Below are 24,135 nucleotides of genomic sequence, written 5' to 3' on the forward strand. Positions count from 1 at the left end.
CTAGCCTCTTTCATCTGGGCGGGTGCCAGGCACCCGCGGTAAACGTTCGTCGAGCAGCCGATGCAGTGCGCTGCCCTCTGGCCAGTTGCGCAGGAAGCGCGCACGGTCGCGGGCATAGGCGCGGGCGAAGCTCGCTTCTCGCGAGTGGCGCTGCATGGCATCGAGGTCGATCAACGACCACTGCCCGCCTTCGCCCTGCTCCTGCCAGAACAGGTTGTGCCCTTTCAGGTCGCCGTGGCTGATGCGCTCGCGCACCAGCGCCGCGAACAGTCTGTCCAGGGCCACAAGATCCGATTCCGGCGGCAGGCCGCCCCCCTCCGGATGGTCCAGGTAGGGTTTGAAACGGGCGATTATATCCTGACCCGCCAGGTAATCGGTAATCAGGAAGGCCGGGCCGCGCAGCCACAGCCAGCGCCGCTCGATCACCGCCAGCGGCTTGGGCGTGGCGATGCCGAGGAAGTCCAGGCGGTTGCCTTCGCGCCAGGAAGCCCAGGCGCGACTGGGGCGCCAGAAGCGCTTGAACCAGTGCAGCAGGTTCTTGATGTTGTAGCGCTTGACCACCAGAGGCCGGCCATTCAGCTCTACGCGGGCAACAGTCGCGGCGCCGCCGGTCTTGTAGAGGTGTCCGCGATTTATGTAGGAATCCGGATCGGCCAGCAGGGGCTGCAGGCCCTCCTCTTCCTCGCGGCGCACCGCGCGCAGGCCGAACGGCCCCTTGAACACGCTGAACAGGCTGCAGTCGCGAGCGATCTTCTTCATCAGGTCGCCGACCCGCCAGCGTCGAACCCTGGCGATTTCCTTCTGCAAGGCCTCCAGCGGCAGTGCGTGCTCGCCGTTGGCCAGCAGGTAGTGAATCAGCAGTTCTTCCAGATACGGATCGAGGCTCGCTGGCAACTGAGCGAAGAACACCCCGAGGTTTTCCAGCACGTGCTTGCGCGACAGCGGCTGACCGGCGGTTTCCGCACGGATGCCGGCGCCGTCGATCAGGTACAGCTGGCCGGCGTGGCGCAGCAGGTTGTCCAGGTGCAGGTCTTCCTGCCACAGGCCCTTGGCGTGCATCCGGGCGATGGCCGTCAGCGCCTCGGCGATGACAGCGGTCTGGCCGTCGGAGAGCAGCGGCTCGCCCTCCACGGCGCGCCAGGCATCCCAGAGGCTCTCGGCGTTGTCGAGGAACTCGAAGAGCAGCCAGCCACCCTCGCCGTCCTTCAGGCCGTCGGCCAGCAACTGCGGCGTGGTCAGGCCCTGTTCGGCGAGCAGTCGCACACCGTCGCGTTCGCGCTGGAACTGCTTTGCCGCACGACCGCCCACCAGCAGCTTGGCCAGCACCGGGCGGCCGCGCCAATTGGCCGCACCGACGTAGCGTTGGCCGGGCAGGACGCGCAGCAGGCTGTCCAGGCGCAGCTCGGCCGGGCCGGCGCCGTCTTCCAGCTCGATGCGCAGGGGCAGCGCCGGAGCGCGGCCGGCATCGCGCAGGGCAGACAGCCTCATGCGCGGTTTTCCTTCTTCTTGCGGCGCGCACCCAGGCGGCGATACCAGTCGTCGACCTCCGGGCCGCCGGAAGCGGTGCCCAGGTAGGCCGCCAGCAGGTTGCGCACGTCGGTTTCGTTCCAGTCCGGCGCGCGGCGCAGCAGCGGCTCCAGGTCGCGCACGCGGTCGCGCTGGCCGAACCACAGCGGGCGGGTCTTCTCCAGGTCGATCAGGGTCGCCTCGAAGGCGTCGTCGGTTTCGCGCAGGAAGATGTGCTTGGGATAGAAGCAGCCATGCATCTGCCCGGCCTCGTGCAGGCGGCGGGCGAGCATGCCGCAGGCGCGCAGGATGGCCTGGCGGCGCTCGGCGGGCAGGTTCGACCAGCCCTGCAGCAGGCTGTCGAGGTCACGCCAGCCGTCCAGGGCGCGGGTCATCAGGATCGCCCGGCGCTCGCCGCCGACCTGCCGCGCGCCGAAGAAGGCCGCCTGCATCGACGGAATGCCGAGCTGGTGGTAGCGCTGGATGTTGCGGAACTCGCGACTGAAGGTCGGCTCGCCGAGTGGACGCTTCAGGCTGCGGGTCAGGTGGTTGCTCTGGCGCTTGAGGTAGTAGGCGGTGCCGTCCAGCTCCAGGCGGTACACGCTGCTCCAGCCGCCACGCTCGGTGTTGGGCTCGTCCACGGCTTCCAGCTGCAGGGCCCAGAGGGCGTCGAAATCGGCCAGGGCGTTGTTTTCCAGCAGGGCCTGGTCGCCCTCGGCAATGAAATCCTTCACTCGCGTCCCTCGAAGAAATGGACGATCTGCCGGACACGCTTCTTGTCCGACGCGTTCAGTCGCTCGCGGCGACGGTACAGCAGGTAGAACTGCAGGCGCTGCGTGTAGGAGAGGTGGTACTTGGCGACCTTGTCGAGGGTGGCCAGGTCCTTGGTGATGCGGTAGCGCAGCATGAAGCTGACCCAGAAATCACCGATCGGGCAGTCGATGAAGTACACCGTACCCTCGCCGTCCACCAGGATGTTGCGCCACTTCAGGTCGTTGTGGGTGAAGTGGTGGTCGTGCATGGTCCGCGTGTAGCCGGCCAACTGGCGCATGACGTGCTCGACCCAGGCGCGATCCTTCAGACGCGGATCGTCCTGCTTGGCCAGGGCGTGCAGGTCTTCGGTGCCGACCAGCTCGCGGGTGATGATCGCGCCACGGGCGAAGGCGCCGTTGACGCGCTCCAGGCCGTAGGCCACCACCTTCGCGGTCGGTATGCCCCACTTGGCGAACTGCTTGAGGTTCTGCCACTCGGCCTTCACCCGCGGGCGCGGCAGGTAGCGGCGAAAGCCCTTGCCCGGCTTGCGGTAGCGCTTGACGTAGTAGCGCACGCCGTCGCGCTCGATGCGCACGACGTCGGACATCGCATCCTTGGTGATGCGCTCGCCTTCGAGGGCGAACACGGCATCCAGGCTGCCGAAATCGGCGGCGAGATGCTGGTAGTCGGCTTCGAGTACCCAGCCGGCCATCAGAGCAGGTCTCCGTATCGTTGTTTGCGGTCGTAGAGCTTGGCCGCCTTGCGCTCCATCCACGCCAGCAGCGCGGCTTCCTCGCGGAGGATGTCACGCAGCGGGCGCAGGAAGTAACCGCGCAGGAAGCGCAATTTGTCACGGCGCGTAAGGCCGATGTCCAGCGCGGAGAAGTACAGCGCCGCCAGGTCCTTGTCGCGCCAGCGGCGCGGGGTGGCGGCCCGGGTCTGGGCGCGGTGCAGGTCGATCACCGACAGGCGCAGGTCATCGGCGCTGATCGGGCGGTCGGTATGCAGCAGGAAATGGCAGATGTAGCAGTCGCGATGATTTACCCCGGCGCGGTGCATGGTGCCGACCATCTTCGCCACTTCGGCGATCAGCGCGCGCTTCAGGCGCGGCTCGGGCGGTGTCTGCAGCCAGTCCAGCGAGAGCACTTCCAGGTCGGTGGTCGGCGCCAGTTCCTCGGTGATGATGAAGGAATGCTGCGCGGCCGGATTACCGCCGCGCTCGCCATAGGCCACCGAGGTCATGGTCGCCACGCCGGCCTGGTGCAGGCGCTCCAGCGCGCACTGCTCCTGGCCCGCACCGAGCACGGGAAGTTTGGCGCTGAACAGGTTCTTGACGATCTCGCCCCAGCCGATGCCGCGGTGGATCTTCACGAAATAGCCGCGACCTTCGACTTCGGTGCGCAGCGTGCGGCGGCCTTCCAGCTCGCGGTAGACCTTGCCTTGCAGGCGCTCGACTTCGGCGAACGGGTCCTTGCCGGCCCACAGGCGCTTGAATGGCTCGTGCAGTTCGAGCTTCATGCGCGCTCCCGCAGGATCAGGTCGGCGGCGTGCTGCGGCATGCTGTAGAGATCGGCGCTGTCGGCGAAGGCCAGGCCGTTGCGCCCCCACTCCGCCCGCGCTGCATCGTCCTCCAGCATCTGCTGAAGCATCGTGTTCAAACGGTCCTGCTCGAACGGCGACGGCACCACACGGCCGGCTTTCGCCTCGTCGATGTAGTGCGCATAGCCGCAGACGTCGGTGACCAGCACCGGCAGTCCCGCGACCAGCGCCTCCAGCAGCACGGTGCCGGTGTTCTCGTTGTAGGCTGGGTGGATCAGCAGGTCGGCGCCGAGCAGGAAGCGCGGAATGTCGCTGCGCCCCTTGAGAATCTGCACATTGTCCGACAGGCCCAGCGCCTTCACCTGCAGCAGGAACGGCTTGGGATCGTCCTGGCCGATGGCGATCAGGCGGGTGCGCTTGCGCAGCGAACGCGGCAGCGCGGCCAGCGCCTTGAGGCTGCGGTCCAGGCCCTTGGTCTTGAAGCCGGAGCCGATCTGCACCAGCAGCAGGTCGTCGTCGCCCAGCTTGAACTCGTGGCGGAACTCCGCACGGATTTCGCCGGCGTTGGCCGGTGCGCGACGGTCCTGGGCAATGCCCGGCGGCAGCAAGTGGAAGCGCGCTTCGGGGGTGCGGTAATGCTTGATGAACAGCGGCTGCTGGACTTCGGAGATCATCAGGATCTCGGTCTTCGACTCCGGCGCGAACACCGCGCGCTCGTAGTCGGCAAAGTGCTTGTAGCGACCCCAGCGACGGTAGAAGGAGTTGCGCAGGGTCTGCGCCTTGTCTTCGAAGCAGCCGTCGGCGGCGTAGTAGACATCCAGGCCCGGCATCTTGTTGAAGCCGATCACCCGGTCCACCGGCGAACGCGCGAGGTCCGCGGCCAGCCAGGCGCTGAATTTCTCGTTGCGGCGATGGTTGAACAGCGACTTCACCGGCGCCACGCGCACGTCGAAGCCTGGCGGCACTTCGCCTTCCCAGATCGGCGTGTAGACGCGGATCGAATGGCCGCGCTGCTGGCACTCCAGGGCGATGCGCATGAAATCGCGCTGCAGCCCGCCGAACGGGAAGTATTTGTAGAGAACGAAAGCCAGGGTCATCGAAGCGTCTCCGGGGCCAGCAGCAGTGCCTCCAGCTGGTTCGCCACGCGCTGGGGATTCAGGCGCGTGAAGCACAGAGGCTGTTCATGCCGCAGGTCGAACTGGCGCTTGTCTTCGGCCGTCGGCTGGTAGGTGCAGGTCTTCTGCAGGCAGGGCGCGCACGACGGCCAGTCGGCGGCCAGGTGCACCTGCGAGCGCCCGTAGGCGCCGGTCAGACCGGGGTTGGTCGGGCCGAACAGCGACAGCGTCGGCACGTCCAGGGCAGCGGCCAGGTGTCCGAGCCCGGTGTCGACCGCCACGCAGGCGGAAGCGCCGGCCAGGACCTTGGCCATGCCCGCGAGGCTTAACTTGGGGAGTACCGAGGCGTTTTCCAAGCCTTCGGCGAGCCGTTCGGCGCGTTGCCGCTCGGCGTCGTTGCCCCACGGCAGGCGGACTTGCCAGCCGCGCTCGCCCATGCGCTGGGCCAGTTCGCGCCAGTAGACCTCGGGCCAGTGCTTGGTCACCCAGGTGGTGCCGTGGAGGAATACCAGGTAGGGCTCGGTCTCCACCGAATCCAGCAGGCGATTGCGGTCCAGGCCGTAGTCGCCGGTGCCAGTGGGCAGCGGGTAGTCCAGCGCCTGGGCGAACAACTGGCGCACGCGTTCGACGGCGTGCTGGCCCCAGGCAACGGGGTAGGTACGGTTATAGAAGCGGCTGGCTGCCGGCTCGCGGGCCGACTCCTTGTCCAACCCCGCGACCGGCGTGCGGCGGCGCGCGTAGCGGGTCAGCCAGGCGCTTTTCAGCAGGCCCTGGGCGTCGATCACCAGGTCGTAGTCGACTTCCTTCAGGCGGCGCTTGAAGCGACCCCATTCGCCACTCCTGAGCGTCTGCCAGAGGTTCTTGCGCCAGCGGCGGATCGCCACCGGGATCACCTGGGCCACGGCGGGATGCCAGGCGGGAATCTCGGCGAAGCCCTCCTCCACCACCCAGTCGAACTGGATGCCGGGAATGGCGCGGGCAGCGTCGGTCAACGCCGGCAGGGTGTGGATGACGTCGCCCAGGGACGAGGTCTTGATCAACAGGACCCTCATTCAGCGCTTTCCACATCCACCGGGTCGGCGACCAGTCGGTCCAGCGCTTCGATCACCGGGCGCGGCTTCAGCTCGCGCAGGCAGTTGTAGTGGCCGAAACGGCACACGCGATCGAAGCAGGGGCTGCATTCCAGGCCGAGGCGGACGATCTCCACGGCATCGGCCAGCGGCGGGGTGAACTGCGGCGACGTGGAGCCGTAGACCGCCACCAGCGGGCGGTTCAGCGCGGCCGCCACGTGCATCAGGCCGGAATCGTTGGTGACCACGGCGCCAGCGCAGGACATCAGGTCGATGGCCTCGGCCAGGGCGGTCTCGCCGGCCAGGTTCACCGACTCTTCGCGCAAGCCGGGAATCAGGCGCATGCGGATGTCTTCGCCGCCGGGATGGTCGTTCTTCGAGCCGAATATCCACACCTGCCAGCCGGCGCGAATCTTCACCTCGGCGACCTTGGCGTAGTACTCGGCCGGCCAGCGCTTGGCCTCGCCGAACTCGGCACCGGGGCACAGCGCCAGCACCGGGCGATCCAGGCTCAGGCCGAACTTGGCCAGCGCGGCCTCGCGGCTCTGCGGGTCGATGGACAGGCGCGGCTGCGGATAAGGTTGCGGCAGCTCGGCGCCCGGCTCATAGGCCAGGGCCATGAAGCGCTCGATCATCAGCGGGTAGCGCTCTTTATCCAGCGCGCGGATGTCGTTGAGCAGGCCGTAGCGCATCTCGCCCTTCCAGCCAGTGCGCTTGGGGATGCCGGCGAAATACGGCACCAGCGCCGACTTGAGCGAGTTGGGCAGGAGGATCGCCTGGTCGTACTGACCCTTGAGGGTCTTGCCGATGCGCCGGCGCGAGGCGATATCCAGCACGCCGTGGCCAAGCGGGAAGCTCAGGGCCTGGCGCACTTCGGGCATGCGCTCGAGGATCGGCCGGCTCCAGTCGGGCGCCAGCACGTCGATCACGCAGTCCGGATGCTGCCGCTTCAGACACTGGAAGAGCGTCTGCGCCATCACCATGTCGCCCACCCAGGAGGGGCCTACGATCAGAATTCTCATGCCTTTTCCGAAAACAAGCGGGGAGGCTCTCGCCTCCCCGTACTCCATTCATCCGGCCGCAAGGCGCGGGCCTCTACGGTCGGGTGCCGAGCAGCGAATGCCGGCAGTCTAGCCCAGCCACTCTTCGAGCCGGGCGGTTTTCGTCACTCCCTGTGACCTGGCGCAATGGCATTACGCGCCTTGTTCCTGCTGCCAGCCCAGCACTGACAGCGCGATCCGTTCCGGCGAGCATCATCTCGCCGGATGCTATCTTTTTCATGGAAAATCGCAGCGAATCAGGTCAGCTCGAAGGCCTTCCACATCTGCATCACCATGCGACGTTCCGCATGGAAGTGATCGCCGCTCACCACGCCCGGCTGCTTCTGCAGGGACAATCGGTGCGCCGCCGCCCGGTAGGCCTTGTAGGCATCCTGCAGCTTCAGGACATCCTCGCCGGACATCAACCCGACCCGCTCCAGGGCTTCCAGAATGCGGATATTGTCGGTGAACTCCACCAGCTCCGGGTGTTGCCACGACCAGGCCAGGGCCGCGTATTGCACCATAAATTCGATATCGACGATACCACCGGCATCCTGCTTGAGATCGAACGGGGCCGCGGCCTCGAAGGCATTCGTCGCGGTGCCGGCGGCCGTGCTCGGGGTGCCGAGGTTGTCGCGCATCTTCGCGCGCATCTCGCTGACTTCCTTGCGCAGCTCGGCCAGGTCGCGCTGCTGGCCCAGCACTTTCGCGCGGATCGCTTCGAACGCCACGGCTACCCGCTTGCAGCCGGCCAGCACACGGGCGCGCACCAGCGCCTGGTGTTCCCAGGTCCAGGCCTCGCCCAACTGGTAGGCCTCGAAGGCGCGCAGCGAGCTGACCAGCAGGCCGGAAGCGCCGCTCGGGCGCAGGCGCATGTCCACCTCGTAGAGCATGCCTGAGGGCGTCTGCGCGGTGAGGAAGTGGATGATCTTCTGCCCCAGGCGCGTATAGAACTGCGCCCCGTCGATGGGCTTGGCGCCGTCGGTCTCGCTCTGCGGGTCGCCGTCGTGGATGAACACCAGGTCCAGGTCCGAGCCGTGGCCCAGCTCCAGGCCGCCGGACTTGCCGTAGCCGATGATGATGAAGTCCGGGTCGCAGGGCGTGCCGTCCACGCGGGTGGGCCGGCCGTGGCGCTGCACCAGTTGGTCCCAGGTCAGGCTCAGCACCTGCTCGAGGATGGCTTCGGCCAGCCAGGTCAGGTAGTCGCTGACCTTCATCAGCGGCAGGGTCCCGGCGATTTCCGAGGCCACCACGCGCAGGGCGTGGGCCAGCTTGAAGTGGCGCAGGGTTTCCATCTGCTGCTCGAGGTCATCCTCGGGGATGCGCATCAGCCGCTCGCGCAGCTCCGCGCCCAGCTCGGCAGCCTGCGGCGGACGGAACAGCCGCCCTTCATTCAATAGCTCGTCGAGCAGGATCGGGAAGCGGGCGATCTGCTCGGCCACCATCGGGCTGGCCGCGCAGAGCGTCAGCAGACGCTCCAGTGCACCGGGGTTCTCGGTGAGCAGCACCAGGTAAGCCGAGCGCCGCGCCACCGCCTCGATCAACGGTAATACGCGCTCCAGCAACACGTCCGCCGGGCCGCGCTCGGCGATCATGTTCAGCAGGCGCGGCATGAAGGCATCCAGCCGCTCACGGCCCAGGCGCTGCATGGCGCGCACCTGCGGACCATTGCGCAGGTCGGTCAGGCGCTTCCAGGCCGCCGCCGGCTGGGCGAACCCGGCGTCGGCGAACTGCCGGCAGGCGGACTCTTCATCCACCGCCTCTTCCCACAGCGGAATCCACTCGCCGCCAATGGTGGTATCCACCTGGCCTTCTTCATCTTCATCCGGGTCGGCGATGACCTGGCGGAAATGCCAGTCGATGCGATCGCGCCACTGGTTGGTGGCCTGGTGGAACGCCGACCAGTTGGCGAAGCCCATGATGAAGGCAACGCGGATACGCTCGAATTCGTCTTCCGGCAGCATCTGCGTCTGGCGGTCGGCGATGGCTTGCAGGGCGTGCTCGGCGTAGCGCAGGAACTCGTAGCCCTCGCGCAGCTCGCTGACCACCTGCGGCGGCAGGTAGCCCTGCCCTTCAAGGATCGCCAGCACGCGCAGCAGCGGTCGCTGCTGCAGACTGAGGTCACGGCCGCCATGGATCAGCTGGAAGGCCTGGGCGATGAACTCCACTTCGCGGATGCCGCCGGCGCCCAGCTTGATGTTCTCGCTCATGCCCTTGCGCCGGACTTCCTGCTGGATCAACTGCTTCATGGTGCGCAGCGCCTCGATGGCGGAGAAGTCCAGGTAACGCCGGTAGACGAACGGACGCAGCAATTCCAGCAGGCGCTGGCCGGCCTCCTGGTCGCCGCCGACCACGCGGGCCTTGATCATCGCGTAGCGTTCCCAGTCGCGCCCCTGGTCTTGGTAGTACTGCTCCAGCGCGGCGAAGCTGTGCACCAGCGGACCGCTGGAGCCATAGGGGCGCAGGCGCATGTCGACGCGGAAGGCGAAGCCTTCGACGGTAATAGCGTCCAGTGACTTGATCAGCTTCTGCCCCAGGCGGGTGAAGAACTCCTGATTGTCCAGCGCGCGCTTGGCGCCCTGGGTCTCGCCGCCCTCGGGGTAGCCGAAGATCAGGTCGATGTCGGAGGACAGGTTCAGCTCGCCCGCGCCCAGCTTGCCCATGCCCAGCACGATCATCTTCTGCGGCAGGCCCGAACGGTTGCCGATGGGCACGCCGAACTGCTGGCAGTGGCGCTGGTAGAGCCACGCCAGGGACTGGTCGATGCTGGCGTCAGCGAGGTCCGACAGGTCGCGACAGGTGCCGGCCAGGTCGCTGCGGCGGGTCAGGTCGCGCCAGATGATGCGCATCTGCTGGCGCCGACGGAAGCGGCGCAGGCGGCGGCCCAGCTCGTCCTCATCGGCACAGTCGGCCAGCAGCGCTTCCAGCTGCGCGCCCATCTCGCCGGGCTGCAGGGCACGCTCCAGCTCGCCCGTCGCGGCCAGCGCCAATAGAAAGGCAGGATCGCGCTGGACCTGCTCGGCGACGAAATCGCTGCCGGCGGTGACGCGGGCGAAATCGGCATGCCGCTCGTCGGACCAGCTGTCGAAACTGGCGATCTGCTCGGCGGAAAGCGCGGCGATGGCGGTGCGGAAATTCTGCTCAGCGCGCTCGGCGAGAGGCTTGAGAGTAGCCGGCAAAGCGGCCAGGGACGGCAGGCTCATGGTCTATCCTGAGTGGTCGGCGAGGCGCCGGCATTCCTGTCTTTTCGCGCCCCTGTAGTTTTACTACTAACTTTTTCAGGGGGAGGGATGTATCCGCTGGCGATTTGTAGTAAAACTACAACCCGCCGGGCGTACCCCCGGAGCACTTCCAAGAATTCGCCGCGTCGCCCACGAGGTTGGCGCAGCTGTCGGCAACGATCTACTGGCTTCCGATTCTGGAAGCCTTTCCGCCCTGGAGCAAGCCATGCAAGACCTCGATCCCGTCGAAACCCAGGAATGGCTGGACGCCCTGGAATCGGTCCTGGACCGTGAAGGTGAAGACCGCGCCCATTACCTGATGACCCGTATGGGCGAGCTGGCCAGCCGGTCCGGCACCCAACTGCCCTACGCGATCACCACGCCGTACCGCAACAGCATCCCGGTCACCCACGAAGCCCGCATGCCCGGCGACCTGTTCATGGAACGCCGCATCCGCTCCCTGGTGCGCTGGAACGCCCTGGCGATGGTGATGAAGGCCAACAAGGCCGACCCGGATCTGGGTGGTCACATCTCCTCCTTCGCCTCCTCGGCGACCCTGTATGACGTTGGCTTCAACTACTTCTTCCAGGCCCCGACCGACGAACACGGCGGCGACCTGGTGTTCTTCCAGGGCCACGCCTCCCCCGGCGTCTACGCCCGCGCCTTCCTCGAAGGCCGCATCAGCGAAGACCAGCTGAACAACTTCCGGCAGGAAGTGGACGGCAACGGCCTGTCTTCCTACCCGCACCCCTGGCTGATGCCGGACTTCTGGCAGTTCCCGACCGTTTCCATGGGTCTGGGCCCGATCCAGGCGATCTACCAGGCGCGCTTCATGAAGTACCTGGAAAGCCGCGGCTTCATCCCCGCCGGCAAGCAGAAGGTCTGGTGCTTCATGGGCGACGGCGAGTGCGACGAGCCCGAATCCCTGGGCGCGATCTCCCTGGCTGGCCGCGAGAAGCTGGACAACCTGATCTTCGTCATCAACTGCAACCTGCAGCGCCTCGACGGCCCGGTTCGCGGCAACGGCAAGATCATCCAGGAACTCGAAGGCGTGTTCCGTGGCGCCGAGTGGAACGTCAACAAGGTGGTCTGGGGTCGCTTCTGGGACCCGCTGTTCGCCAAGGACACCGCCGGCCTGCTGCAGCAGCGCATGGACGAGGTCATCGACGGCGAGTACCAGAACTACAAGGCCAAAGACGGCGCCTACGTGCGTGAGCACTTCTTCGGTGCGCGTCCGGAGCTGCTGGAGATGGTCAAGGACCTCTCCGACGAGGAAGTCTGGAAACTCAACCGTGGCGGCCACGACCCCTACAAGGTCTATGCGGCCTACCACCAGGCGGTCAACCACAAGGGCCAGCCGACCGTCATCCTGGCCAAGACCATCAAGGGCTACGGTACCGGTTCGGGCGAAGCGAAGAACATCGCGCACAACGTCAAGAAGGTCGACGTCGAGTCCCTGAAGTCTTTCCGCGACAAGTTCGACATCCCGATCAAGGATGCCGACCTGGAAAACCTGCCGTTCTACCGCCCCGAGGAAGGCAGCGCCGAGGCCAAGTACCTGGCCTCCCGCCGTGCCGCGCTGGGCGGCGTGATGCCGGTTCGCCGCGAGAAGAGCTTCCAGGTCCCGGTCCCCCCGCTGGAAACCCTCAAGGCCATGCTCGACGGCTCGGGCGACCGCGAAATCTCCACCACCATGGCCTTCGTGCGGATCATCTCGCAGCTGGTCAAGGACAAGGAACTCGGCCCGCGCATCGTCCCGATCGTACCGGACGAAGCCCGTACCTTCGGTATGGAAGGCATGTTCCGTCAGCTGGGTATCTACTCCTCCGTCGGCCAGCTGTACGAGCCGGTGGATAAGGACCAGGTGATGTTCTACCGCGAGGACAAGAAAGGTCAGATCCTCGAGGAAGGCATCAACGAAGCCGGCGCCATGTCCAGCTGGATCGCCGCGGGTACCTCGTACTCCACGCACAACCAGCCGATGCTGCCGTTCTACATCTTCTATTCGATGTTCGGTTTCCAGCGTATCGGCGACCTGGCCTGGGCCGCTGGCGACAGCCGCGCACACGGCTTCCTGATCGGCGGCACCGCCGGGCGTACCACCCTCAACGGTGAAGGCCTGCAGCACGAAGACGGTCACAGCCACCTGCTGGCGGCGACCATCCCGAACTGCCGCACCTACGATCCGACCTATGCGTACGAGCTGGCGGTGATCATCCGCGAAGGCTCGCGCCAGATGATCGAAGAGCAGCAGGACATCTTCTATTACATCACCGTGATGAACGAGAACTACGTCCAGCCGGCCATGCCCAAGGGCGCAGAGGAAGGCATCATCAAGGGCATGTACCTGCTCGATGAGGACAAGAAGGACGCCGCGCATCACGTGCAGCTGCTGGGCTCGGGCACCATCCTGCGCGAAGTCGAAGCCGCCGCGAAGATCCTGCGCGAAGACTTCGGCATCGGCGCCGATGTCTGGTCGGTACCGAGCTTCAACGAACTGCGCCGCGACGGCCTGGCTGTCGAGCGCTGGAACCGCCTGCACCCGGGTCAGAAGCCCAAGCAGAGCTACGTCGAAGAGTGCCTCGCCGGCCGCAAGGGCCCGGTGATCGCCTCCACCGACTACATGAAGCTCTACGCCGAGCAGATCCGTCAGTGGGTGCCGAGCAAGGAGTTCAAGGTCCTGGGCACCGACGGCTTCGGCCGCAGCGACAGCCGCCGCAAGCTGCGCGACTTCTTCGAAGTCGACCGCCACTGGGTCGTGCTGGCCGCGCTGGAAGCCCTGGCCGATCGCGGTGATATCGAACCCAAGGTCGTGGCGGAAGCCATCGCCAAGTTCGGCATCAACCCCGAAAAACGCAACCCGCTGGACTGCTGAGGAGAGGCACGATGAGCGAACTGATTCGTGTACCCGACATCGGCAATGGTCAGGGTGAAGTCATTGAACTGCTGGTCAAGGTCGGCGACACCGTCGAGGCCGACCAGAGCCTGCTGACCCTGGAATCCGACAAGGCCAGCATGGAAATCCCCTCGCCGAAAGCCGGCGTGGTGAAGAGCCTGAAGGTCAAGGTGGGCGACACCCTGAAGGAAGGCGACGAGATCCTCGAGCTGGAAGTCGAGGGTGGTTCGGCTACCGCCGAAGCGCCCAAGGCCGAAGCTCCGGCGCAGGCCCCGGAAGCACCGAAGGCAGAGGCTCCGGCCGCTGCCCCGGCGCCGGCTGCCGCGCCCGCCGCTGCCAGCGTCCAGGACATCCACGTCCCGGACATCGGCTCGGCCGGCAAGGCCAACGTCATCGAAGTCATGGTGAAAGCCGGCGACACGGTCGAAGCCGACCAGTCGCTGATCACCCTGGAGTCGGACAAGGCCAGCATGGAAATCCCCTCGCCGGCCTCCGGCGTGGTGGAGAGCGTGTCGATCAAGATCGGTGACGAAGTCGGCACCGGCGACCTGATCCTCAAGCTCAAGGTCGCGGGCGCTGCTGCTCCGGCCGCTGTAGAAGCTCCGGCTGCTGCACCGGCTCCGGCCGCTGCCGCTCCGGCCGCAGCTCCCGCACCGGCTGCCGCGGCTCAGGCCAAGGCTCCGGAAGCTGCTCCGGTGGGTGCGCCCAGCCGTGACGGCACCAAGGTTCACGCAGGCCCCGCGGTGCGCATGGTCGCCCGCGAGTTCGGCGTCGAGCTGGGTGAAGTCAAAGGCACCGGTCCCAAGGGCCGTATCCTCAAGGAAGACGTGCAGGCGTTCGTCAAGGAACAGCTGCAACGCGCCAAATCCGGCGCACCGGCTGGCGCTACCGGCGGCGCGGGCATCCCGCCGATCCCGGAAGTCGACTTCAGCAAGTTCGGCGAAGTGGAAGAAGTGGCCATGACCCGCCTGATGCAGGTCGGCGCCGCCAACCTGCACCGCAGCTGGCTGAACGTGCCGCACGTGACCCAGTTCGACTCGGCCGACATCACCGAGATGGAAGCCTTCCGCGTGGCCCAGAAAGCCGTCGCGGAGAAGGCCGGCGTCAAGCTGACCGTGCTGCCGATCCTGCTCAAGGCCTGCGCTCACCTGCTCAAGGAAATGCCGGACTTCAACAGCTCGCTGGCCCCCAGTGGCAAGGCGCTGATCCGCAAGAAGTACGTGAACATCGGCTTCGCCGTGGACACGCCGGACGGTCTGCTGGTCCCGGTGATCAAGAACGTCGACCAGAAGAGCCTCCTGCAGCTCGCCGCCGAAGCCGCCGAACTGGCCGAGAAAGCGCGCACCAAGAAGCTCTCCGCCGACGCCATGCAGGGCGCCTGCTTCACCATCTCCAGCCTCGGCCACATTGGCGGCACCGGCTTCACGCCGATCGTCAACGCGCCGGAAGTGGCGATTCTGGGTGTCAGCAAGGCGACCATGCAGCCGGTGTGGGACGGCAAGGCCTTCCAGCCGCGCCTGATGCTGCCGCTGTCGCTGTCCTACGATCACCGCGTGATCAACGGGGCGGCCGCCGCGCGCTACACCAAGCGCCTGTCCGACCTGCTGGGTGATATCCGCACCCTGCTGCTGTAAGTGTCGCGGTTGTAAGTGTTGTAAAAGGCCGGCCCTGTGCCGGCCTTCCTCTCGACGAGCACGCCACGCTCGTACTCTCCAGCCCTGCCGGATGGCGGGGCTTCTTTTTGTCCGGACCGGCGGTCACGCCTGGCGCCCGGCACTGCCTCAACTTCGCTCTGTGACGGCCGATACAGTCTTGGCTTGTCATGGCCCCGTGCCTCATGCAAATCTTGCCAACGCCCATAGAAGTCGGGCGAGGCCATGTACCTCGTCCAGCACCCTGGAAATCCACCGCGCATGAAGAGTCATCCCGATGCCGCCAGCCGTCAGGCGGCCGAGGTTGTCACGCAGCTTCCCGTCCCTTCGAGGCTCGGGATGCTGCGCTTCGAGCGCCTGAATGAACCCAGCTGGACCCTGCTGTTCCTCGACCCCGGCTGTGAGCGCCAGATCGGCGTGCCGGCCCAGGACCTCTGCGGCATCCTCGACGCCCCCTACGCCAGCCTGATGGAGCCCGAAGCGCGCCATCGCCTGCATGAGCAGGTGCAGCAGCAACTGCTCAAGGACGGCCGTTACCGGGTGCGCTACCTGCTCCACTCGCCGCGCGGCACGCTGAACGTGCTGGAGGTCGGCGAAAGCTTCCAGCAACACGGCCGCCAGCTGCTCCACGGCTATCTGCTGCAGACCGAGGCGGACGAGCACGAAACCGAACTGGACCCGCGCCTGCTGGACCTGGAAGCGCAGAACATCCGCCTGAAGATGTCCCTGGAGATGTACCAGCGCTCCCAGGACGAACACCTGCAGCACCTGGTGCGCTCGCGCACCCAGCAGAACCTGATCGTGCGCCTGGCGCGCCACCGCTACCTGTCCAGCGACCCGCTGCTCGAGGCTGCCCAGCTGATCGCCCAGGCCGCCTGCGAGGCCTACGACGTGGCCCGCGCGGGCATCTGGCGCCTGCACACCGACCATCGCCTGGAAGCGGTGACCATCTACCGCCGCGACACCGACCAGTACGAAAAGCCGCAGGACATCGACGCCAGCAACTTCCCCAATTACCTCGACGCGGTCCACAGCGGCCGCGCCATCGACGCCCACAACGCCCAGCAGGACCCGCGCACCCAGGAACTGGCCCAGCGCTACCTGCGCCCGCAGGGCATCAGCGCCATGCTCGACGCCACCATTCGCGTCGGCGGCGAAGTGGTCGGCGTGCTCTGCCTGGAACACGTCGGCGAAGTGCGCATGTGGCAGAGCGACGAGATCGCCTTTGCCGGCGAACTGGCCGACCAGTACGCCCAGGTGCTGATGAATCACGAGCGGCGCAACGTCTCCAGCGCCCTGCACCTGTTCCAGCGCGCCGTCGAGCAGAGCGCCAGCGCCTTCCTGCTGATCGACCGCGACGGCCTGGTGGAATACGTCAACCCGAGCTTCACCGCGATCACCCAGTACGGCGCCGACGAAGTGCGCGGCCGCCGCCTGCCTGAGCTGCCGGCACTGGCGAACCTCAGCGAGCTGCTGTTCGACGCGCGCTCCACGCTGGTCACGCAGAACAGCTGGCAGGGCGAGTTCCGCAGCCGGCGCAAGAACCTCGAGCCGTACTGGGGCCAGTTGTCGCTGTCCAAGGTCTACGACGACAAGGGCGAGCTGACGCACTACATCGGCATCTACGAAGACATCACCCAGAGCAAGCTGGCCCAGCAGCACATCGAGAAGCTCGCCTACCGCGACAACCTCACGGGCCTGGCCAACCGGCACTTCTTCATCAACGCCCTAGAAGAACGCCTGCAGGTGGGCAGCGAACATTCGCTGAGCCTGCTGCTGGTGGACATCGACAACTTCAAGCGGATCAACGACAGCCTCGGCCACCAGACCGGCGACAAGCTGCTGGCCAACCTCGCCCGCCGCCTGCGCAGCAGCCTGAGCGACAGCGCCACCCTGGCGCGCTTCGCCAGCAACGAATTCGCCGTGCTGCTGGAGGAGTCCGTGGCCGGCCGTGGCGAGAAGGTCGCTGCGCAGATCCTCGACGTGCTCGACAAGCCGCTGTTCGTCGACAACCAGCTGATCAGCATCACCGGCTCCGTGGGCATCGCCTACGCGCCGCAGCACGGGCAGGACCCGCAGACCCTGATGAAACATGCCGGCCTGGCGCTGCACAAGGCCAAGGCCAACGGCAAGCACCAGGTGCAGACCTTCACCGAAGCGATGACCGCCGAGGCCAGCTACAAGCTGTTCGTCGAGAGCAACCTGCGCCGCGCGCTGGTGCAGGACGAACTGGCCGTGCACTACCAGCCCAAGCTGTGCCTGCGCAGTGGCGCGCTGCTCGGCCTGGAAGCGCTGCTGCGCTGGCAGCACCCGGAGAAGGGCATGATCCGCCCGGACCAGTTCATCAGCGTCGCCGAAGAAACCGGTCTGATCATCCCCATCGGCAAGTGGGTGATCCGCCAGGCCTGCCGCCAGGTGCGCGAGCTGGCCGCCAAGGGCCTGGGCGAGCTGCACATGGCGATCAACCTGTCGCCCAAGCAGTTCAGCGACCCGGACCTGGTCGGCTCCATCGCCGCGATCCTCCACGAGGAAAGCATCCCGGCCTGCCAGCTCGAGCTTGAACTCACTGAAAGCCTGCTGCTGGATGCCACCGACGACACCCGCCAGCAGTTGGAGCGCCTGAAGAGCCTCGGCCTGACCCTGGCCATGGACGACTTCGGCACCGGCTACTCGTCGCTTAGCTACCTGAAGAAATTCCCCATCGACGTGATCAAGATCGATCGCAGCTTCATCAAGGACATCCCCGACAACCAGGACGACATGGAAATCACCTCGGCGGTGATCGCCATGGCCCACAACCTCAAGCTGCAGGTGGTCGCCGAAGGCGTCGAGACCGCCGCCCAGCTGGCCTTCCTGCGACGCAACCGCTGCGACATCGGCCAGGGCTACCTGTTCGACAAGCCCATCCCCAGCCACGACCTCTCCTCCAGCCTGCAGCGCTACCCCTGCCGCCCGCACTGAGCCGCGCTGGCACAGCGTGCCCGCAGCCATCCCCGCTCCCGGAAAAAACGCTGTAATCTTCGGCGAGTACCCGAGTCTATTGCCGCCCCTATTCAGAGGAGACGAATGCCATGACCCTGCGCTCGCAAATACTTGCCCACAAGCTGGAACTGCCCAGCTCCGCCCAGGCCCTGCCGGGGCGTGAAAGCCCGATGCCGGTGCCCGAAGCGCATTACGTCAATGGCCGCCCGCTGTCCGCGCCCTACCCGGCCGGCGTGCAGCAGATCGTGGTTGGCCTGGGTTGCTTCTGGGGCGCCGAGCGGCGCTTCTGGCAGCAGCCAGGCGTTTGGGTCACCGCGGTGGGCTATGCCGGCGGCTTCACGCCGAACCCGACCTACGACGAAGTCTGCTCCGGCCTGACCGGCCACAGCGAAGTGGTGCTGGTGGCGTATGACCCGCGTGAAACCAGCATCGAGGCGCTGCTGAAGGTGTTCTGGGAATCCCACGATCCGACCCAGGGCATGCGCCAGGGCAACGACACCGGCACCCAGTACCGCTCGGTGATCTACTGGTTCGACCAGGCGCAGAAAGCCGCCATCGACGCCAGCCGCACGGCCTTCCAGAAGGAACTCGACGCCAAGGGCTACGGCGCGATCACCACGGAAATCCGCGAAGTGCCGCCGTTCTACTACGCCGAGGCCTACCACCAGCAGTACCTGGCGAAGAACCCCAACGGCTACTGCGGCCTGGGTGGCACGGGCGTCTGCCTGCCGGCGTGAAGCTTCGCCGGCCACACCGCGAAAAAGCCCCGGCACTGCCGGGGCTTTTTTCATTCGGCGATCAGCCAGTCCACCTGGCTGCTGCCTTCGCTCTGCGCCAGTGTCTCGGCCAACCACGGCAGCAGGCCGCGCAGCTCCTCGTCCAGCGGCCACGGCGGGTTCACGATCACCAATCCGGAGCCGTTCAAACGATCAGCCGTCTCGGCCGGATGCACGCACAGCTCCACGCGCAGCATCTTCGGCGCCGAGCTTTTCTCCAGGCGCTGGTAGAAACGCTTGAGCTGGCGGCGGTCCTTGATCGGGTACCAGATGGCGACCACGGTCTGGCGCATGCGGCCGATGGCCTCGTCCAGAGCGGTCACGCAGCGCTCCAGGTCGTCCGGCTGCTCGAAGGGCGGGTCGATCAGCAGCACGCCGCGCTTCTCGGAAACGGGCAGGAAGGCACGGGGCAGCAGCCAGCCGTCGCCCTGGTGTACCGAGATGCGGCGCTCGCCGGCCATGTTGGCCTTGAGCAGGCGACCGTCTTCGGGGTGCAATTCGTTGAGCATCACCCGGTCCTGCGGGCGGGTCAGGCGACGCGCCAGCTCCGGCGAGCCGGGGTAGAACTCCAGGCCACCGTCGGGATTCAGCGCACTCACGACGCCCAGGTAATCCTCCAGCAGCTCCGGCAGGTCATCGCGCTCGACCAGGCGACCGATGCCCGATTCCCACTCGCCGGTGCGGCTGGCTTCATCGCCCAGCAGGTCGTAGAGGCCGATGCCGGAATGGCTGTCGAGGTAGGCAAACGGCGTGTCCTTGCGCGCCATCAGCGCGAAGATGCGGGCGAGGACGATGTGTTTCAGCACGTCGGCGTGGTTACCGGCGTGGTAGGCGTGGCGGTAGTTCATGGATAGCGGACTCCTCAAGGCGCGCAGTTTAGGTCCTGGGGCGGGTGCGGTGCGAGCCCGCCGTCGCCGGGGCCCGCCGGGAGGCCGGGCGTTTTAGCCCTTTATCACGCTCATGGATGATTCTGTGCGCGCTTCATTCACCAGACTAGACTGCGCCGATTCCCACGGAGGTCGATCCATGTCCGAGACCCTGCTCAGCTCCCGCAACCTCGCTTTCGAACTCTACGAAGTGCTCGACGCCGAGGCTCTGACCCAACGCGAACGCTTCGCCGAGCACAACCGCGAGACCTTCGACGCCGCCCTGGGCACCGCCCGCGGCATCGCCGAGGAGCTGTTCGCTCCGCACAACCGCAAGAACGACGAGAACGAACCGCAGTACGTCGACGGCGGCGCGGTGCTCATCCCGGAAGTGAAGCCGGCGGTGGACGCCTTCAACGAGGCCGGCTTCCAGAACGCCTCGCGCAGCTTCGAACAGGGTGGCATGCAGCTGCCGCACCTGCTGGCGCGCGCCTGCTTCGCGCACTTCCAGTCGGCCAACATCGCCACCTCGTCCTACCCGATGCTGAGCATGGGCTCCAGCCACCTGATCGAAACCTTCGGCAGCGAAGAACAGAAACGCCTGTTCCTGCAGCCGATGATCGAAGGCCGCTGGTTCGGCACCATGGCCCTGACCGAGCCCCATGCCGGCTCGTCCCTGGCCGACATCCGCACCCGCGCGGAACCGGCCGCCGACGGCAGCTACCGGATCAAGGGCAACAAGATCTTCATCTCCGGCGGCGACCACCCGCTGTCGGACAACATCGTGCACATGGTGCTGGCCAAGCTGCCCGACGCGCCGCCCGGCGTGAAGGGCATCAGCCTGTTCATCGTGCCCAAGTTCCTGGTCAACGAAGACGGCTCGCTCGGCGCGCGCAACGACGTGACCCTGGCTGGCCTGTTCCACAAGATGGGCTGGCGCGGGACCACCTCCACCGCGCTGAACTTCGGTGACAAGGGCGAGTGCGTCGGCTATCTGGTCGGCAAGCCGCACCACGGCCTGGCCTACATGTTCCAGATGATGAACGAGGCGCGCATCGGCGTCGGCATGGGCGCCATCATGCTCGGCTACGCCGGCTACCTGTACTCCCTGGAGTACGCCCGCGAACGCCCGCAGGGCCGCCCGGTGGACGCCAAGGACCCGACCTCCGCGCCGGTGTCGATCATCGAGCACACCGACGTGCGGCGCATGCTGCTGACCCAGAAAGCCTACGTCGAAGGCGCCTTCGATCTTGGCCTGTACGCCGCGCGCCTGGTGGATGACTGCGAGACGCTGGCCACCGAAGAAGAACGCAAGCAGGCCCACGAGCTGCTCGACCTGCTCACCCCGATCGTCAAATCCTGGCCCTCGGAGTTCTGCCTGAAGGCCAACGAGCTGGCGATCCAGATCCTCGGCGGCCACGGCTACACCCGTGAATACCCGGTGGAGCAGTACTACCGCGACAACCGCCTGAACCCGATCCACGAAGGCACCCACGGCATCCAGTCGCTGGATCTGCTCGGCCGCAAGCTGGCGCAGAACAACGGCGCCGGCCTCAAGCAACTGACCCGCCTGATCAGCCAGTGCTGCGAGCGTGCCAGCGCGTATCAGTCGCTGGACAAGCTGCGCGAGCCGCTGGAGCAACTGATGGCCCGCCTGTCCGCGACCACCCTGAGCCTGCTCGGTGACCTGATGCAGGGCCGCGTGGCCCAGGGCCTGGCCAACTCCGCGCTGTACCTGAAGGTCTTCGGCCACGCCGTGATCGGCTGGCGCTGGCTGGAGCAGGCCATTCGCTCCGAGGAAGGGCTGGCGCGTGGCGATGCGTCGGACACTGACTTCTACCGCGGCAAGCTGCAGGCCGCGCGCTACTTCCTGACCTGGGAAGTGCCGTCCTGCCACCACGACCTGGCGCTGCTCGAAGGCCGCGACGATACCTGTTCCACCATGCAGGACGCCTGGTTCTAGGCCCCCGCATGTCCCTTTCGCCCCGGTCACGTCCGGGGCTTTTTTATGCCTGTGGAAAAGTGCCGTTTCGACAGGGATGCGGAAGTAAGCCGAATGAACTGAACGAAGATTCCGACAACAACAGCTGACCAGGCCGACAGCGAAGCCAGGGGCAATTGCCGTTGAATGGCGCCCGCGCAACTTTTCGCCTTCACGACCCTGGCCATGCATCCCTCCTTACTCGCTACCACCTCACGCCGCTGCCTGCAGCTTTTCCCGCTAATCGCCGTCATTGCCGCGCTGGGCTGCGTGCTCGCGCTGTTCAATACCGGCCCTGCCGATGCGCTGCCCCAGAGCGACCCGCAAAGCAGCCTGGCGTCCCCACTGAATTCTGCGCCGATCTTCACCGAGCCCAGCACGGAAGCCTTGCAGCATGCCGACGACTATCTGCTGAGCATCGACAAGGCCATCTCCAATGGCCTCGAAGTCCTGCGCGGCGGCGACGGCAAGTCGATCGCCGCGCAGAGCCGCTACTTCAATGCCCTGGTCAACGCCGGCTACGCCCAGTTCGGCTCGTCCTACTACGATCCGCTGGGCAGTTGCGGCGTCGCCGGCAGCTCGGCCCGCCATCTGTGGCATACGCAGGTCCGCACCATCGGCGGCGAGGCGAACATCGCCGGCGAAATGCGCAGGGCTCGCACCACCTTGCAGCGCGACCGCCAGGCCTGCCTCGATGCCGTCCGGCTGCCCCTGGACGAGGCCGTCGCCTGGGCGCCCACCCAAGTGACCTCGCCAAGTCTGGTACCCACCTGGGCCACCGCCGGGGCGTGGCCGGAAAGCGCCGCCGAACGGTCCTCAACAAACCTTTGACAGCCTTGTAAATCCGCAGGTTAGAATCGATTGGCATGCGGCCTGCATCCTGATCCCCAAGTAGCGTCGCCACTCCCCTACTCCCCAGGAGGTCGACACCTTGGATGCCGTGGCCATCAACAGCTATTTCCTGATCGCTGCTGTGCTGATCGGCATGAGTATCCTGGTCAGCTCGCTGTCCTCGCGCCTGGGCATCCCGATCCTGGTCATCTTCCTCGCCGTGGGCATGATCGCGGGCACCGACGGCCCCGGCGGCATCGGCTTCTCCAACTACCCCATGGCCTACCTGGTGGGCAACCTGGCGCTGGCGGTGATCCTGCTGGACGGCGGTTTGCGCACACGGGTGTCGAGTTTCCGCGTAGCCCTCTGGCCAGCCCTGTCACTGGCCACCGCCGGGGTGCTTATCACCGCCGGGTTGACCGGCATCGCTGCCGCCTGGCTGTTCAAGCTGAGCTGGATGGAAGGGCTGCTGATCGGCGCCATCGTCGGCTCCACCGACGCCGCAGCGGTGTTCTCGCTGCTCGGCGGCAAGGGCCTGAACGAGCGGGTCACCGCTACCCTGGAAATCGAATCGGGCAGCAACGACCCCATGGCGGTGTTCCTCACCGTCACCCTGATCGACATGCTCGCCCACGGCGAAAGCGGCCTGTCCTGGAGCTTCCTCTGGCACTTCCTGCGCGAGTTCGGCATCGGCTCGGTGCTGGGCCTCGCCGGCGGCTGGCTGCTGCTGCAGGTGATCAACCGCATCCACCTGGCCAACGGCCTCTACCCGTTGCTGGCGATCAGCGGCGGCCTGCTGATCTTCGCCCTGGCCAACGCGGTGCACGGCAGCGGCATCCTCGCCATCTACCTGTGCGGCCTGGTGCTGGGCAACCAGCCGATCCGATCGCGCCACGGCATCATGCACATGCTCGACGGCATGGCATGGCTGGCGCAGATCGGCATGTTCCTGGTGCTGGGCCTGCTGGTCACGCCCCACGACCTCTGGCCCATCGCCCTGCCCGCCCTGGGCCTGGCACTGTGGATGATCCTCTTCGCCCGCCCGTTGTCGGTGCTGGTCGGCCTGTTTCCGTTCCGCGCCTTCCATGGCCGCGAGAAGGCCTTCATCGCCTGGGTCGGCCTGCGCGGCGCGGTGCCGATCATCCTCGCGGTGTTCCCGCTGATGGCGGGCCTGCCCAACGCCCAGCTGTTCTTCAACGTGGCCTTCTTCATCGTGCTGGTTTCGCTGCTGGTGCAGGGCACCAGCCTGCCCTGGGCCGCCAAGCTGCTGCGCGTGGTGGTGCCGCCGGACCCGGCGCCGATCTCCCGCGCCGGCCTGGAAGTCCACCCGACCAGCGAGTGGGAGCTGTTCGTCTACCACCTGAGCAAGGAAAAGTGGTGCATCGGCGCCGCCCTGCGCGAACTGAAGATGCCCGAGGGAACGCGTATCGCTGCGCTGTTCCGTGGCACCCAACTGCTGCACCCGTCCGGCAGTACCATCCTCGAAGCCGACGACATTCTCTGCGTGATCGGCCACGAGCATGACCTCTCGCCACTGGGCAAGCTGTTCAGCCAGGCGCCGGATCGCGGCCTCAGCGCACGCTTCTTCGGCGACTTCGTCCTCGAGGGCGACGCCCAGTTGTCCGCCGTGGCCTCGCTCTACGGCCTGAAGCTCGAAGGCGTCGACGGCGAGCAGAACCTGGGCCGCTTCATCGCCCACGAAATCGGCGGCCAGGCGATCATCGGCGACCAGGTGGAGTGGAACGGCCTGACCTGGACCGTGGCCGCCCTGGACGGGAACAAGATCCGCAAGGTCGGGGTCAAATTCCCCGAAGGTCGTCCCGGTCCGGGACTCTTCCTCTGACCGCCCACCGGCGCCCGCTTGCGGGTGCCGGCCAGCCAGCACTACCCTCACTCCACTTTTTCGC

Annotated in this window: 16 protein-coding genes; 7 read left to right on the forward strand and 9 right to left on the reverse strand. The window is 66.5% G+C overall.

The features are described 5' to 3' along the window. The 8 genes from IB261_RS27270 to glnE form a co-directional block, all read right to left on the reverse strand. Window positions 1-1,488, reverse strand: a complete 1,488-nt coding sequence (locus tag IB261_RS27270) for a lipopolysaccharide kinase InaA family protein (protein ID WP_192383716.1) — start codon at window positions 1,486-1,488, stop codon at window positions 1-3. Continuing rightward, window positions 1,485-2,240, reverse strand: a complete 756-nt coding sequence (locus IB261_RS27275) for a lipopolysaccharide kinase InaA family protein (protein ID WP_081515474.1) — start codon at window positions 2,238-2,240, stop codon at window positions 1,485-1,487. The genes IB261_RS27270 and IB261_RS27275 overlap by 4 nt, the downstream gene beginning before the upstream one ends. Then, the gene (locus tag IB261_RS27280; protein ID WP_081515473.1) at window positions 2,237-2,971 is read right to left on the reverse strand and encodes a lipopolysaccharide kinase InaA family protein; all 735 of its coding nucleotides are present in this window, start codon (window positions 2,969-2,971) and stop codon (window positions 2,237-2,239) included. The genes IB261_RS27275 and IB261_RS27280 overlap by 4 nt, the downstream gene beginning before the upstream one ends. Next, a complete protein-coding gene (gene rfaP, locus IB261_RS27285) occupies window positions 2,971-3,777 on the reverse strand; it encodes a lipopolysaccharide core heptose(I) kinase RfaP (protein ID WP_192383715.1) in 807 nt (268 codons plus the stop codon). The genes IB261_RS27280 and rfaP overlap by 1 nt, the downstream gene beginning before the upstream one ends. Further along, a complete protein-coding gene (locus IB261_RS27290) occupies window positions 3,774-4,895 on the reverse strand; it encodes a glycosyltransferase family 4 protein (RefSeq protein ID WP_192383714.1) in 1,122 nt (373 codons plus the stop codon). Before IB261_RS27290 ends, rfaP begins: the two co-directional genes overlap by 4 nt. Further along, window positions 4,892-5,965: a lipopolysaccharide heptosyltransferase I gene (gene waaC / locus IB261_RS27295; RefSeq protein ID WP_081515470.1), complete on the reverse strand. Its 1,074-nt coding sequence runs from the start codon at window positions 5,963-5,965 to the stop codon at window positions 4,892-4,894. The genes IB261_RS27290 and waaC overlap by 4 nt, the downstream gene beginning before the upstream one ends. Beyond that, complete coding sequence (gene waaF, locus IB261_RS27300) at window positions 5,962-7,005, reverse strand: lipopolysaccharide heptosyltransferase II (RefSeq protein WP_081515469.1); 1,044 nt, start codon at window positions 7,003-7,005, stop codon at window positions 5,962-5,964. The genes waaC and waaF overlap by 4 nt, the downstream gene beginning before the upstream one ends. A gap of 275 nt (window positions 7,006-7,280) precedes the next feature. Further along, a complete protein-coding gene (gene glnE / locus IB261_RS27305; protein WP_192383713.1) occupies window positions 7,281-10,226 on the reverse strand; it encodes a bifunctional [glutamate--ammonia ligase]-adenylyl-L-tyrosine phosphorylase/[glutamate--ammonia-ligase] adenylyltransferase in 2,946 nt (981 codons plus the stop codon). Between the two features lie 244 nt (window positions 10,227-10,470). Between glnE and aceE the strand changes: the two genes are divergently transcribed. The 4 genes from aceE to msrA all read left to right on the forward strand — a co-directional run bounded on the left by aceE (window position 10,471) and on the right by msrA (window position 18,511). Beyond that, entirely contained in the window at window positions 10,471-13,119 is a 2,649-nt protein-coding gene (gene aceE, locus IB261_RS27310; protein ID WP_081515467.1) for a pyruvate dehydrogenase (acetyl-transferring), homodimeric type, read from the forward strand. A gap of 11 nt (window positions 13,120-13,130) precedes the next feature. Further along, on the forward strand, window positions 13,131-14,774 hold the full coding sequence (gene aceF, locus IB261_RS27315; protein ID WP_192383712.1) for a dihydrolipoyllysine-residue acetyltransferase: 1,644 nt from the start codon (window positions 13,131-13,133) through the stop codon (window positions 14,772-14,774). 279 nt (window positions 14,775-15,053) lie between these two features. Next, a complete protein-coding gene (locus IB261_RS27320; protein ID WP_081515465.1) occupies window positions 15,054-17,753 on the forward strand; it encodes a putative bifunctional diguanylate cyclase/phosphodiesterase in 2,700 nt (899 codons plus the stop codon). 110 nt (window positions 17,754-17,863) lie between these two features. Next, a complete protein-coding gene (gene msrA, locus IB261_RS27325; protein WP_081515464.1) occupies window positions 17,864-18,511 on the forward strand; it encodes a peptide-methionine (S)-S-oxide reductase MsrA in 648 nt (215 codons plus the stop codon). 50 nt (window positions 18,512-18,561) lie between these two features. Here msrA and IB261_RS27330 read toward each other — a convergent pair whose 3' ends face one another. After that, window positions 18,562-19,398 (reverse strand): 23S rRNA (adenine(2030)-N(6))-methyltransferase RlmJ, encoded by an 837-nt coding sequence (locus IB261_RS27330; protein ID WP_151188530.1) that lies wholly within the window; start codon window positions 19,396-19,398, stop codon window positions 18,562-18,564. A 178-nt stretch (window positions 19,399-19,576) separates the two neighbouring features. Here IB261_RS27330 and IB261_RS27335 point away from each other — a divergent pair, with 178 nt between their 5' ends. The 3 genes from IB261_RS27335 (at window position 19,577) to IB261_RS27345 (ending at window position 24,071) form a co-directional block, all read left to right on the forward strand. Further along, window positions 19,577-21,379 carry an acyl-CoA dehydrogenase gene (locus tag IB261_RS27335; RefSeq protein ID WP_192383711.1) on the forward strand — a complete coding sequence of 601 codons (1,803 nt, stop codon included), beginning with the start codon at window positions 19,577-19,579 and terminating at the stop codon, window positions 21,377-21,379. Between the two features lie 204 nt (window positions 21,380-21,583). After that, a complete protein-coding gene (locus IB261_RS27340; RefSeq protein ID WP_192383710.1) occupies window positions 21,584-22,228 on the forward strand; it encodes a hypothetical protein in 645 nt (214 codons plus the stop codon). 100 nt (window positions 22,229-22,328) lie between these two features. Next, window positions 22,329-24,071 carry a potassium/proton antiporter gene (locus IB261_RS27345; RefSeq protein ID WP_081515459.1) on the forward strand — a complete coding sequence of 581 codons (1,743 nt, stop codon included), beginning with the start codon at window positions 22,329-22,331 and terminating at the stop codon, window positions 24,069-24,071. Window positions 24,072-24,135 lie beyond the last annotated feature (64 nt).

The organism is Pseudomonas sp. PDM20 (genome assembly GCF_014852575.3).
GTDB lineage: Bacteria > Pseudomonadota > Gammaproteobacteria > Pseudomonadales > Pseudomonadaceae > Pseudomonas.